Genomic DNA, 12,704 nt, shown 5'->3' on the forward strand with positions numbered 1-12,704 from the left:
CCCAGTCGAAAGTCGAATTCTTCGGTTGGGATACCTTAAACCTTCGGGCAGGGCAACGGCACCGAAGCGCGGTTTTCCGGCAAATAGGCTCATTTGGAATCCCGATTATCGTGGATCCCACGCGCGACGCCGCATTCGCTGAACGCCGGTTCAACGAATGCTCTGCAGCCATCCTGCCCGAAATTCGGGCACTTGGCCCTCAGCCCATCGCCTCCAGCTCGTCGATCATCCCGGCGATGACCGAGAGTCCGCCGTCCCAGAACTTCGGGTCCTTGGCGTCGAGCCCGAACGGCCGCAGCAACTCGGAGTAGTGCTTGGTGCCGCCGGCCGCGAGCATGTCGAGATAGCGCTCGGCAAAGCCCTCGGCCGCGTTCTCGTAGACGGCATAGAGCGAATTCACGAGGCAATCGCCGAAGGCATAGGCGTAGACATAGAACGGCGAGTGGATGAAGTGCGGGATATACATCCAGTAGTTCTCATAGCCCGCCTTGATCTCGATCGCCGGTCCAAGGCTCTCGCCCTGCACCGACAGCCAGAGCTCGCCGAGCCGCGTCGCGGTGAGCTCGCCATTCTTGCGCTCGGTGTGAACCGCACGCTCGAACGAGTAGAACGCGATTTGCCGCACCACGGTATTGATCATGTCCTCGACCTTGCCGGCGAGCAGCGCCTGACGCTGCTTGGGACTCTTGGTCTGCGCCAATAGCCGCCGGAAGGTCAGCATCTCACCGAACACGCTGGCGGTTTCGGCGAGCGTCAACGGCGTCGGCGCCATCAGCGCGCCGTTCTTCGCAGCGAGCACCTGGTGCACGCCATGGCCGAGCTCGTGTGCGAGCGTCATCACGTCGCGGGGCTTGCCCTGGTAATTCATCAGCACATACGGATGCGCCGACGGCGTGGTCGGATGCGAGAAGGCACCCGGCGCCTTGCCCGGACGCACCGGCGCATCGATCCAGCGGTCGGTGAAGAAGCGCTCGGCGATATCGGCCATTTTGGGCGAGAAGCCGCGATAGGCCGTCAGCACCATGTTGCGCGCGTCGCCCCAGCCGATGACATCGGTCGCGGCGAACGGCAGCGGCGCGTTGCGATCCCAATAAGCCAGCCGCTTCTTGCCGAACCATTTTGCCTTCAGCGCGTAGTAGCGATGCGACAGCTTTGGATAGGCGGCGCGCACGGAGGCGACCAGCGCATCCACCACCTCGCGCTCGACGCGATTGTTCAAATGGCGGGAGTCCGCGACATCCTTGAAGCCGCGCCAGCGGTCCGAGATATCCTTGTCCTTGGCGAGCGTGTTGGTGATCAGCGCGAAGGTGCGCTCATTGGCCTTGAAGGTTTTTGCCAGCGCTTCCGCCGCGGCCTTGCGCTTGGCGCCGTCGCGGTCCTGCAGGAAATTCAGCGTCGGCTCGATCGCAAGCTCTTTGGCGCCGACCTTGAAGCGGAGGCCCGAGATGGTCTGGTCGAACAATCGATTGAACGCGGAATAGCCGGTTTGCGCCTTCTCCAGGAACAGCTGCTCGAGCTTGTCGTCGAGCTGATACGGCTTCTCCTTGCGCAGATCCTCGATCCACGGACGATAATGCGCGAGCTCGGCCGTTTGCATCGCGCGGTTCAAAATATCGTCATCGACGCGATTGAGCTCGAGCGCGAAGAACAGAAGATGCGTCGACGCCGCCGTCAACCGCTCGGAGACGTCGCCGTAAAACTTTGAAATCGCAGGGTCCACGCTGTCGCCGGCGTGGACGAGGCCGGCATATGAGCCGAGACGGCCAGCGAGATCGTCGATCGCCTCATAGCGCCGCACGGCTTCCGCGAGCCATTTTCCGCCATCTTCGTTTGCTGTGCCTGTTGCGAGCTTGCCCTTGTAGTCCGTCTCGAACGCGACGCAATCGGCATCCATCGTTTCGAGATCGCGCGCGACTTCCGGCGCATCGATCCCGGAATAGAGATCGGCGAGGTTCCACTCCGGAAGCTTGCCAGTCTTGCTCACGGGCTTGGAGGGCTTTGCCTTGACGGCAGATTTCTTGACGGCGGATTGCTTGGCAGCTGGCTTGCGGAGAGCAGGCTTTTTGAGGGCAGTCTTTTTGAGAGCAGTCTTTTTGAGGGCAGTCTTTCTGAGAGCAGTCTTGGAGCGCGAAGTCATTGTGTGGGAAACCTGTGTTCAACAAACGCTGCGGCGGGCGGGGGCATCAAGGTTTAAGAGTGCGTTAATCGGCTTCGGCCAGAGTGACCCGATTCGAGACAGATAGTAGTAGCGTGCGGGGAGCACCATGGCTGCCAGTATTTTGATCGCCGACGACGACGCCGTAGCCCGCCGTCTGATCGAGAACATGGTGCAGAAATGCGGCTATGAGACGATCGTCGTGGAGTCCGGCGACGCCGCAATCGCCACCCTCACCGCTCCCGATGCGCCGGCGATCGACGCCGTGATCCTCGACCTCGTCATGCCCGGCCTCGACGGCATGGGCGTGCTGGCGAAAATCCGCGAAGCGGGCCTCAGCGTCCCCGTCATCGTGCAGACTGCGCATGGCGGCATCGACAACGTGATCTCGGCGATGCGCGCAGGCGCTGCCGATTTCGTGGTCAAGCCGGTCGGCCTCGAGCGGCTCCAGGTCTCGTTGCGCAACGCGCTCAACGCCTCCGCACTCAAGGGCGAATTGCAGCGCATCCGTCACAGCCGCGAGGGCCGTCTGACCTTCTCCGACATCATCACGCGTGCCGAAGCGATGACGGGCGTGATGCGCGCGGCGCAGAAGGCGGCGAACTCCTCGATCCCGGTGCTGATCGAAGGCGAGTCCGGCGTCGGCAAGGAGATGTTCGCACGCGCCATCCACGGCAGCGGCGAGCGCAAGGCAAAGCCCTTCGTCGCCGTCAATTGCGGCGCGATCCCCGACAACCTCGTCGAGTCCATCCTGTTCGGCCACGAGAAGGGTGCCTTCACCGGCGCGACCGAGCGACATACCGGCAAGTTCATCGAGGCCCATGGCGGCACGTTGTTTCTGGACGAGGTCAGCGAGCTGCCGCTGACTGCGCAGGTCAAATTGCTCCGCGCACTGCAGGAAGGCGCCGTCGAGGCCGTCGGCGGCCGCAAGCCCGTCAAGGTCGACGTCCGGATCATCTCCGCGACCAATCGCAAGCTTCTGGAGCGGGTCAAGCAGGGACACTTCCGGGAAGATCTGTTCTATCGCCTGCACGTGCTGCCGCTGACGATCCCCTCGCTCAGGGCCCGGCGCGAAGACATTCCGCATCTCCTGCGACATTTCCTGGCGCGCTTTGCCGCCGAGGAGAACCGCCCCATCTCCGGCGTGAGCGGCGAGGCCGTCGCGCATCTCGCCCAGCTCGACTGGCCCGGTAACATCCGCCAGCTCGAAAACGCGGTCTACCGCGCGGTGGTGATGAGCGAGGGCGATCAGCTCGGTCTCGACGATTTCCCGCTGCTTGCGTCGCTTCCGCAGTCGGCGACGGAGATTCCGACCGCGCCGCTGATGATCGAGCCGATCGCAGCGCCCTCGGTCGTGTCGGGTAGTGAAATACCGATCGCGCCGCTGCCGCTGGCAGGGTCTCTCTCGATGTTGACACCCAACGGCGATGTCCGTCCTCTGGAAGACATGGAGAACGAGATCATCCGCTTCGCGATCTCGCACTACCGCGGACAGATGTCCGAGGTGGCACGTCGCCTCAAAATCGGCAGGTCCACGCTCTACCGCAAACTCGACGAAGCCGGGGTTCCCGGACATGGCGGGAAAAGCGGCGAGGAGACGCACTGAACCTGATGCGAACGGAGGTTCGCGCGGCTCGGCCTTGCGCCCGCAACCCGTTGAATTACGGCAAAATTCGGCGGCGAGCCAAACCGTGACTTGGAAGTGACAGACACCGGGAAAAGCGCGCGATGAAAGCGCACAATCCGTTGCAAAACAGCCTGTCTTGAAGTCAGTTTGTCGTGAGTTGTCCCGGGTAGCGCTGGCCGCCAAAACGGGGCCTGTATATCGTCTGCGTATGAATCGTTGCGTGCAGGCGTGCAACTTTCGAGAGGCCGGCGCGGTTTAGCCGAAACTCAATTAGGCGATAACGAAAGCTGTTCCACGGGGGACAGTTCACCCAAGGGGTGCGACACAATGCGTGACTGTTTGAACCACCGTGCAGGCTTTGACCGCGTTTTGGCGACGGTCGCGGCGACCTTCCTCACGGTATCGGCCGGCTCGGCGCTGGCGCAGGATCAGGCGCGCAGCAGCGCCGCCGAGCTAGCGATCGAAGCCGCGATCCCGCGCCCCGAGCCCGCAAACGTCCCGCCCCCGACCGCATCCGACATCAAGCTCGACACCACCGCCACCGTCCAGGATGCGCCGAAGGAAACTGCCAAGGAAACTGCAAAGGAAACTGCAAAGGACCCCGTGAAGGCCGAAGTCGCTCCGGCTCCGGACAAGGTCGAGACCAAGCCATCCGACGTCGCCACCACGCCGGCAGCCGACGCGCCGAAGAGCGAGACGGCCAAGACCGAGACGACCAAGACCGAGCCCGCCACCACCGAACCCGCCAAATCCGAACCCGCCAAGGCCGATACCGCGGCAGCACCGGCGGCCACCCCCGCTGCACCCGCGGCGGCGGCAGCGCCCCCGGCCGCCGAGCCCGTGAAGGCCGCGAGCAACGTCCCCGCCGCCGACCAGCCGGTCGCCGACAAGATCAAGGATATCATCGGCGCCAAGACCTCGCGCCATTTCGACCGCAAGAACGAGCGCGCTGCCGTCGAGAAATTCTACGGCGCCCGTGACTTCGCGCCGGTCTGGACGCAGGCCGGCAGCCTGACGGCCGCGGCCAAGGGCGTGATCGCACGGCTGAAGGATGCGGCCTCCGACGGTCTCAATGCCGCCGACTATCCGGTACCGGATTTCGCCGCTGCCACGACGCCCGACGCGCTCGCGGACGCCGAGCTGAAGCTCACCGCCAGCATGTTCGACTATGCGCGCCAGGCGCAGAGCGGCCGCATGCACTGGTCCCAGGTCAGCGCCGACATCCTCTATCCCGAGCATCCGACCGATCCGAACGACGTGCTGACCAAGGTCACGACGGCAGCCGACGCGTCCGCCGCCCTCGACAGCTACAACCCGCCGCAGAAGCTCTACAAGGAGCTGAAGGCGAAGCTGGCGCAGCTGCGTGGCCAGGGCGACGGCCCGGTGATCGAGATCACCGACGGCCCGACGCTGAAGTACACGCCCGCCAAGGGCAAGAAGCAGGCGGAAGTCGTGGTGCAGGATTCGCGTGTGCCCCAGCTCCGCACCAAGCTCGGCATCACCGAAAACGCCAGCGACGATCACTATGACGCCACGGTCGCCGAAGCCGTGCGCAAATTCCAGGACGGCGCCGAGATCAAGGCGACCGGCGTGCTCGACGCAGCGACCGTGAAAGCGCTGAACAGCCCGAAGCGCGACAAGCAGATCGACACCGTGCTGGTGAACATGGAGCGCTGGCGCTGGCTGCCGCGCGACCTCGGCGTGCCCTCGCTGGGCGACGCCTATGTCATCCTCAACATTCCCGACTACACGCTCAAGGTGATGCAGCGCGGCCAGCAGGTCTGGACCACCCGCGTCGTCACCGGCAAGCCGGGCCAGCACGCCACGCCGCTGCTGACCGAGACGATGAAGTACATCACGGTCAATCCGACCTGGAACGTGCCGCCGTCGATCGTCTATGGCGAATATCTGCCGGCGCTGCAGCAGGACCCGACCGTGCTTCAGCGCATGGGCCTGAAGCTCGAGCAGAACCGCGACGGCTCGGTGCACATCTCGCAGCCGCCCGGCGAAGCCAACGCGCTCGGCCGCATCCGCTTCAACTTCCCGAACAAGTTCCTGGTCTATCAGCACGACACCCCGGACAAGAACCTGTTCGCCAGGGAAGATCGCGCCTTCAGCCATGGCTGCATGCGCGTGCAGTATCCGGATCAGTATGCGTCCGTGCTGCTCAACATCGCCATGCCGGGCGAGAAGTACACCCCGGAGCGCGTGCGCAGCATGTACGGCTCGGGTGAGATCGACCTGAAATTCCCGACCCCGATCCCGGTCAATATCACCTATCAGACCGCGTTCGTGGATGACGGCGGCAAGCTGCAATTCCGCAAGGACGTCTATGGCCGCGACGCGACCATGATCAACATCCTGAAGAACAGCCGCGGCAAGGATCTCGAGAACGTCGTGGCCCACTCGCAGCCGAGCTATTCGCGCCCGGCGACGACGTTGCCGTCCGGCGTGGCGATCGCCAACAATGGCGGCGGCTTCGGCTCGTCCGGCCCGAACTTCTTCGAGCGGCTGTTCGGCGGTGGTGCCCCTGCCCAGCCGCCGGCCCCGGTCGGCCGTAAGCCCCAGCGGGTGTTCACCCGCTGAGCTCGAGTCCGACGCTCCAGCACAAGAAAATTCTTCAATAAAATCAGCGACCCCGCCCTCTGGACGGGGTCGTTTGACGTTAACCATTCGCTACCCGGGTTCCGGCAGCGGGCGTTTTTTTGCCACAGTCAACCGTTTAGGATTGTAGTCTGACTTGGTTTGGGGGCGGGAAGGTCAACCTCGAATTAACCTTCTCGTTTTAACAAAGCGTTCATCCTCTTTCGCGCGCTAACGGGGTTAGCGGGAGAGTCCATTTTGAACGCTCGTCGACTGGGTGGGCTCATACGTGCTGGCTGGTTTCGCACGCCAATTTGCTGCGGTGTCGTTGTCCCATGCGGGAGTGAAGGTCGGATCTCGGATCGGCCTCGCCTCGCTGGTGCTGCTTGCGGCTGCCGGTTCGGTTCATAACGCTGCCGCGCTGAACGAAACCAAGACCCTCTCCTTCCACCACACCCACTCCGGCGAAGATCTCACCGTCACCTTCAAGCGCGATGGCCGCTACGACGAAGCCGCGCTGAAGACGCTGAATCACTTCCTGCGCGACTGGCGCACCCAGGACGAGACGGTCATGGACCGTCACCTCTTCGATATCCTCTGGGAAGTCTATCGCGACGTCGACGGCAAGCAGCCGATCCAGATCATCTCGTCCTATCGCTCCCCCGCCACCAACGCCATGCTCCGCCGTCGCTCCTCGGGCGTGGCGCGCTTCAGCCAGCACATGCTGGGCCATGCGATGGACTTCTACATTCCGAACGTTCCGCTGGAGCAGATCCGCTTCGCCGGCCTGCGCCTGCAGCGCGGCGGCGTCGGCTTCTACCCGACCTCCGGCTCGCCCTTCGTGCATCTCGACACCGGCAGCATCCGGCACTGGCCGCGCATGACGCATGACCAGCTCGTCCGCGTCTTCCCGGATGGCCGCACGGTCCACGTTCCGACCGACGGCACACCGCTGAAGGGTTACGAGCTCGCCAAGGCCGACATCGAGCGGCGCGGCAGCGGCGACGACGGCGCCAGCAAACCGGGCTTCTTCGCTGCCCTGTTCAAGAGCAAGTCGGCGCCGGCCGCCGGCAGCGACGAGGACGACGAGGGCGCAGCCGAGAAGCCGGCGACACCGACCGTGGTCGCGGCCGCCGCCAAGCCGGCCGACCCGGTCCCGACGCCCCGCGCCAAGCCGTCAGTCGCCGCCGCGATCCAGCTCGCTTCGGCTGACGCGCAGCTCGTTGCGCCGCCCAAGCCGAAGCCCGCACCCGTGGCTGACAAACCGGCTGCCGTCAAATCTGCCGACGGAAAGCCCGAGACTCCGGCCGACATCATCAATGCCCGCGGCTTCTGGGATGCACCCGCCACGCCGCAGCAGGCGACGCCCGCCCAGGTCGCAGCCCTGAAGGCGCGCCAGGCACTCGCCGCCGCGACCGACCCGCAGCCGACCGCGAGCGTCTCCAACGCGACCCTTCAGGCGCTGGCTTACGCGCCGGCCGCCTCCCCGGTCGACCGCGCCAACGTCGTCGCCGCCTCTGCGCCGATCCCGCGCGGTGTGCGCCCGGTGTCCGCGGCCCGCAACGCCGCGCCGGCCACCGAGATCAACACGGTCGTCGGCAAGAGCACCGACGGCATGATCGCCACCGCGACCCGTCTCTCCGCCGCCAAGGGTGAGAGCATCTGGCTCAAGATCGTGATGCTGTCGCCGAGCGCCAGCCGCGCGATGTCGGTCACGCTGATGGGCGAGCTCGATATGGCGGCGATGCGCGGCTATTTCGTCAAGCCTCAGGCTGTGATCGCGATGGGCTTCACCGATGACCCGATGCAGGGTCTGTCCTGCGACAGTTTCTCGGGCAGCGCCACCGCCAAGCTCGAGACGACGTCGTTCGTCGTGCGCACCGCCGCGCTGCGCTGACGTCAAGCGCGGTCAGCGCTTCTTCCGCCGATCCAGATGATATGTCAGCGCCAGCGACAGGCAGATCGTGAGCTCCTGCTTTGGCAGCTTGCCCGTCACCGGCAGCAACAATGCTCTCGTCTGCCGATACTCGAACTGATCGGGAAAGCGCTCGCGAAACGTATCGACCAGCGTCGTCTTGCAGTTGAACAGAATGGCGGCGTGGTCGGAATCCTTGAGGCGGCCGAGCCGGATGGTCGAGCCGCTGCCGGTCTCATCGGTCAGGTAAGCGGGCTCGCCCCATTTCAGCGTTTCGGTGAGCCGGCCGACATTGTCATGCGCAGCAGCCGTCGCGAAAATGAGGTCACGCACCTGGAGCAGCCGCTCGCCGATCGGCGCTGGAAGAGCGCCGAAGGCACGGTTCACGTGACGCGGTAGCGGCGGTGCAGTCACCGACATCTCCCTCGATGCTTCTACGCCACCGGTGTCGTCCTGGCGAAAGCCAGGACCCATACCGCGGATTCCATCGATGAAAGCGCGGTGCCAGTCCCGCACGAGGGTAACGCAACGACTAGCCTTCGCAAATAACCACGGCCTGTGGTTATGGGTCCTGGCTTTCGCCAGGACGACAGCGAGGCCTCAGATCATCCCCAGCGCCTGCATGTAGGTCTCGAGAATCGTCTCGGCCTCGGCGCGCTCGTTCGGATCCTGCTTGCGCAGGCGCACGATGGTGCGCAGCGCCTTGACGTCGTAGCCGTTGCCCTTGCTCTCGGCATAGACATCGCGGATGTCGTCGGAGATCGCCTTCTTCTCTTCCTCCAGCCGCTCGATGCGCTCGATGATGGATTTGAGCTGGTCCTTGGCAAATTTCGTCGCGGGCTCGTCGTCGCGGACGGCGGCGGAGGTGGCCATCTTGGTACTCCCAATGGAACTGGCAAAACGAGGTGACGCCGGCAACCTCACCGCGCGTGCTGGCTAGACCCTTAGGGTTCGCGCCGACCGCGTTCAAGCAAGCATCGCGCTCGTCCACAGCGCGCCCACACCTTCCTGCAGGCGACCGAAGAAAGCTATTGTGTGGTGCGACTCAAAGCGGCGTGCCGGACAGTCGCCTCAGTGATTGTGGGGATGGACCTTCTTCATCGCCTCGAGCTGCTCGGGGCTGGCCGTGCCCTGGTACTTCGCCTTCCAGGTCTCGTAGGGCATGCCGTAGACGGCCTCCCGGCTCTCGTCCTTGCTCAAGCTCACGCCTTGCGCGTCGGCGGCGTCCTTGAGCCAGTTGGACAGGCAGTTGCGGCAAAAACCGGCCAGATTCATCAGGTCGATGTTCTGGACGTCGGTCCGCGTCTTCAGATGATCGACCAGGCGCCGGAAAGCGGCCGCCTCGAGCTCCGTTCTGGTTTTGTCGTCGATTGCCATAGCTGGATCCCTTGGCTGGCCCTGATGTCGTCACCCTTACGGGATCAGGTAGGGTCCTGTCACAGATTTTGCCATATCGCAGCGCAAACGGCCCCCGAGGCTGGTTCCGCCCGCCCCTACGCCAAATCGTCAATGATCTGATATAGCTTCCGCGACAATGATCGCCGAATCTCTCCCCGCCCCCCTTCGCCTGCTCGCCCGGTTGGTCCCGGTGCTGGTGGTTGGCCTGTTGTGCATCTGGGCCAGCCCGGCCGCGGCCGATTTCCGGCTTTGCAACAACACATCGAGCCGGGTCGGCATCGCGCTTGGCTACAAGGATGCCGACGGCTGGACCACCGAGGGCTGGTGGAACATCTCGTCCCGCTCCTGCGAGACGCTGCTGCGGGGCACGCTGGTCGCCCGTTACTATTACATTTACGCGATCGACTATGACCGCGGCGGTGAGTGGTCGGGGCAGGCCTTCATGTGCTCGCGCGACAAGGAATTCACCATCCGCGGCACCGAGGACTGCCTGGCGCGCGGCTATGACCGGACCGGCTATTTCGAGGTCGATACCGGCGAGCAGCGGGCCTGGACGGTCCAGCTCACCGACGCCAACGAGCAGCCTTCCCAGCAACGCGTCCCCGGGATGCCCGGCCCTGTTGGCCCCGGTGGCGGCGTTCCGGGTTTGCCCAATAGCCCGCCCGGTGGTACGCCCCCCGCCGCGCCTGGCCTTCCGCCAGCCCCCTCGCCACCGTCTGGAAATAAGCCATGAGGCGTCTTCGCCGTATCAAGATTCTCGCGACCCTCGGACCTGCCTCTTCGGATCTCGCGATGATCCGCCGCCTGTTCGAGGCCGGCGCCGACGTGTTCCGCATCAACATGAGCCACACCCCGCATGACAAGATGCGGGAGCTGGTGGCGACGATCCGCAATGTCGAGTCGAGCTACGGCCGCCCGATCGGCATCCTGGTCGACCTGCAAGGCCCGAAGCTCCGGCTTGGCGCCTTCGCCGAAGGCTCGGTCCAGCTCCAGAACGGCCAGACCTTCACGCTCGATTCCGACAAGACCCCGGGCGACGCCACGCGCGTCAATCTTCCGCATCCCGAGATCCTCGCTGCGCTGCGGCCCGGCCATGCCCTGCTGCTCGATGACGGCAAGGTGCGGCTGATCGCGGAGGAAACCTCGAAGGAGCACGCGGTGACGCGCGTCGTGGTCGGCGGCAAGATGTCCGACCGCAAGGGCGTCAGCCTGCCGGATACGGACCTGCCGGTCTCGGCGATGACGCCGAAGGACCGCGCCGACCTCGAGGCCGCGCTGGTCACCGGCGTCGACTGGATCGCGCTCTCCTTCGTGCAGCGCGCCGACGACGTGATCGAGGCCAAGAAGATGATCCGCGGCCGCGCCGCGGTGATGGCCAAGATCGAGAAGCCGCAGGCGATCGATCGCCTCGCCGACATCATCGAGGCCTCCGACGCGCTGATGGTGGCGCGCGGCGATCTCGGCGTCGAGCTGCCGCTGGAGCGCGTGCCGAGCCTGCAGAAGCAGATGACGCGCATGGCGCGCCGCGCCGGCAAGCCGGTGGTGATCGCGACCCAGATGCTGGAATCGATGATCCAGTCACCGGTACCGACCCGCGCCGAAGTCTCCGACGTCGCCACCGCCGTCTACGAGGGTGCCGACGCCATCATGCTGTCGGCGGAATCGGCGGCCGGCAAATTCCCGGTCGAAGCGGTCTCGACCATGAACCGCATCGGCGAGGAGGTCGAGCGCGACCCGACCTACCGGTCCGTGATCACGGCCCAGCGCCCCGCGCCGGAATCCACCGCCGGCGACGCCATTGCCGACGCCGCGCGGCAGATCGCCGAGACGCTCGACCTGCCCGCGTTGATCTGCTGGACCAGCTCGGGCTCGACCGCCGTGCGCGTTGCGCGCGAGCGGCCGAAGCCGCCGGTCGTGGCGATCACGCCGAACATCCAGGCCGGACGCCGGCTCGCCGTTGTGTGGGGCGTGCATTGCGTGGTGGCGGAAGATGCGCGCGACCAGGACGATATGGTGAGCCGCGCCGGCCAGATCGCCTTCCGCGATGGTTTCGTCCGCGCCGGCCAGCGCGTGATCATCGTCGCCGGCGTGCCGCTCGGCATTCCCGGCACCACCAACATGGTGCGCATCGCCTCGGTCGGTCCCGAGGGCGAAGCGCAGATGTGAGGCGGCAGGCAGGCCGCCAACAAAAAACGCGAAAACAACCCCATGCACAGTAGCCGGCCGGTCCGGCCGCTCTGCGCGGGTTTTGCGAAAAGACGGGCTCAGGCAACGGCCTGAGCGCGATCAGCTCGAGGCCGCCATCGCGTCAGGCCCCGACCAGCGCCTTGGTCGTCGGCAGCAGCGTCTGCTGCACCACCAGACCGCGGGCGCGGGCGTCCATGACGCCGACGGCGCGCAGCGCGAGCAGCGTCACGGTCTGAACAGCGTCGCGCATCTTCACGGGATCTTCGAGATTGTCGGGTGCGAGCGGACCGACCAGCGCTTCGTGCAGCGCACCCAGCAGCGCGGTCGCGGCCAACGCGGTGTCCTGCGCCGGCAGATGGCCGGCGCGTACGGCGGCGTCGATCCGGGCGGCGATCTCGCCGGCAATCTCGCGACGGCTGGCAAGGCGCGAGGCGCTGACATCGACATCGACAGGCTCGGCCAAAATGCCCCAGGCCAGCCGGCGCTGCGACAGCGTATGGACGGCCACCGTGGTCACGGCCGCCGCCAGCGCAGACGACGGGCCAGGCGCGGCATCGGCCGCGCGCCGGATCGCCGCGAGCTCGTCGCGGGAGACCTCGGAGATCAATTCGGAGATCAGCTCGGCCTTGGAGGGGAAGTAGCGATAGACGGTGCCGGCCGCCACGTTGGCCCGGACCGCGACCGGTGCGATCTGCACCGCCGCCATGCCGCCTTCGGCTGCGGCTTCCCTTGCCGCCGCCAGGATGGCGCTGCGCCGAGCCGCAAGGCGCTTAACCACTTGATGCGTTCGCCGATAAACCATGGCGCGCTTCCTGTCCCACACGCCTGCCGCACGCCCG

The 12,704-nt window shown here is 65.5% G+C and carries 10 protein-coding genes; 5 read left to right on the forward strand and 5 right to left on the reverse strand.

The annotated features are described in order from the left end of the window. Nucleotides 1-199: 199 nt before the first annotated feature. Nucleotides 200-2,137, reverse strand: a complete 1,938-nt coding sequence (locus NLM32_RS38375; protein WP_254133865.1) for a M3 family oligoendopeptidase — start codon at nt 2,135-2,137, stop codon at nt 200-202. A 127-nt stretch (nt 2,138-2,264) separates the two neighbouring features. Here NLM32_RS38375 and NLM32_RS38380 point away from each other — a divergent pair, with 127 nt between their 5' ends. The 3 genes from NLM32_RS38380 (at nt 2,265) to NLM32_RS38390 (ending at nt 8,262) form a co-directional block, all read left to right on the forward strand. Beyond that, nucleotides 2,265-3,761 carry a sigma-54 dependent transcriptional regulator gene (locus tag NLM32_RS38380; RefSeq protein ID WP_254133866.1) on the forward strand — a complete coding sequence of 499 codons (1,497 nt, stop codon included), beginning with the start codon at nt 2,265-2,267 and terminating at the stop codon, nt 3,759-3,761. A gap of 348 nt (nt 3,762-4,109) precedes the next feature. Continuing rightward, nucleotides 4,110-6,368 carry a murein L,D-transpeptidase gene (locus tag NLM32_RS38385; protein WP_254133867.1) on the forward strand — a complete coding sequence of 753 codons (2,259 nt, stop codon included), beginning with the start codon at nt 4,110-4,112 and terminating at the stop codon, nt 6,366-6,368. 274 nt (nt 6,369-6,642) lie between these two features. Next, entirely contained in the window at nt 6,643-8,262 is a 1,620-nt protein-coding gene (locus NLM32_RS38390; RefSeq protein ID WP_254133868.1) for a DUF882 domain-containing protein, read from the forward strand. A 12-nt stretch (nt 8,263-8,274) separates the two neighbouring features. On the opposite strand, the gene NLM32_RS38395 is transcribed toward NLM32_RS38390, so the two are convergent. The 3 genes from NLM32_RS38395 to NLM32_RS38405 all read right to left on the reverse strand — a co-directional run bounded on the left by NLM32_RS38395 (nt 8,275) and on the right by NLM32_RS38405 (nt 9,657). Continuing rightward, on the reverse strand, nt 8,275-8,694 hold the full coding sequence (locus NLM32_RS38395; protein WP_254133869.1) for a DUF1801 domain-containing protein: 420 nt from the start codon (nt 8,692-8,694) through the stop codon (nt 8,275-8,277). Nucleotides 8,695-8,880: 186 nt separating this feature from the next. Next, nucleotides 8,881-9,153, reverse strand: coding sequence for a DUF2312 domain-containing protein (locus NLM32_RS38400; RefSeq protein ID WP_008546273.1), 273 nt, complete (start codon nt 9,151-9,153; stop codon nt 8,881-8,883). A gap of 198 nt (nt 9,154-9,351) precedes the next feature. Further along, the gene (locus NLM32_RS38405; protein WP_254133870.1) at nt 9,352-9,657 is read right to left on the reverse strand and encodes a DUF1244 domain-containing protein; all 306 of its coding nucleotides are present in this window, start codon (nt 9,655-9,657) and stop codon (nt 9,352-9,354) included. Nucleotides 9,658-9,814: 157 nt separating this feature from the next. On the opposite strand from NLM32_RS38405, the gene NLM32_RS38410 reads away from it, so the two are divergent. After that, entirely contained in the window at nt 9,815-10,411 is a 597-nt protein-coding gene (locus tag NLM32_RS38410; RefSeq protein ID WP_254133871.1) for a DUF1036 domain-containing protein, read from the forward strand. Continuing rightward, nucleotides 10,408-11,844: a pyruvate kinase gene (pyk, locus tag NLM32_RS38415; RefSeq protein WP_254133872.1), complete on the forward strand. Its 1,437-nt coding sequence runs from the start codon at nt 10,408-10,410 to the stop codon at nt 11,842-11,844. Before NLM32_RS38410 ends, pyk begins: the two co-directional genes overlap by 4 nt. 142 nt (nt 11,845-11,986) lie before the next feature. Here the strand turns inward: pyk and NLM32_RS38420 are convergent, their stop codons facing one another. Beyond that, entirely contained in the window at nt 11,987-12,667 is a 681-nt protein-coding gene (locus NLM32_RS38420) for a TetR/AcrR family transcriptional regulator (protein WP_200469738.1), read from the reverse strand. Nucleotides 12,668-12,704 lie beyond the last annotated feature (37 nt).

The organism is Bradyrhizobium sp. CCGUVB14, from assembly GCF_024199935.1.
Lineage (GTDB): Bacteria > Pseudomonadota > Alphaproteobacteria > Rhizobiales > Xanthobacteraceae > Bradyrhizobium.

Coding starts and splice junctions, on each gene's coding strand:
- NLM32_RS38375 (WP_254133865.1), bottom strand. CDS start 2,137: ATGACTTCGCGCTCCAAGACTGCTCTCAGAAAGACTGCCCTCAAAAAG.
- NLM32_RS38380 (WP_254133866.1), top strand. CDS start 2,265: ATGGCTGCCAGTATTTTGATCGCCGACGACGACGCCGTAGCCCGCCGT.
- NLM32_RS38385 (WP_254133867.1), top strand. CDS start 4,110: ATGCGTGACTGTTTGAACCACCGTGCAGGCTTTGACCGCGTTTTGGCG.
- NLM32_RS38400 (WP_008546273.1), bottom strand. CDS start 9,153: ATGGCCACCTCCGCCGCCGTCCGCGACGACGAGCCCGCGACGAAATTT.
- NLM32_RS38405 (WP_254133870.1), bottom strand. CDS start 9,657: ATGGCAATCGACGACAAAACCAGAACGGAGCTCGAGGCGGCCGCTTTC.
- NLM32_RS38410 (WP_254133871.1), top strand. CDS start 9,815: ATGATCGCCGAATCTCTCCCCGCCCCCCTTCGCCTGCTCGCCCGGTTG.
- pyk (WP_254133872.1), top strand. CDS start 10,408: ATGAGGCGTCTTCGCCGTATCAAGATTCTCGCGACCCTCGGACCTGCC.
- NLM32_RS38420 (WP_200469738.1), bottom strand. CDS start 12,667: ATGGTTTATCGGCGAACGCATCAAGTGGTTAAGCGCCTTGCGGCTCGG.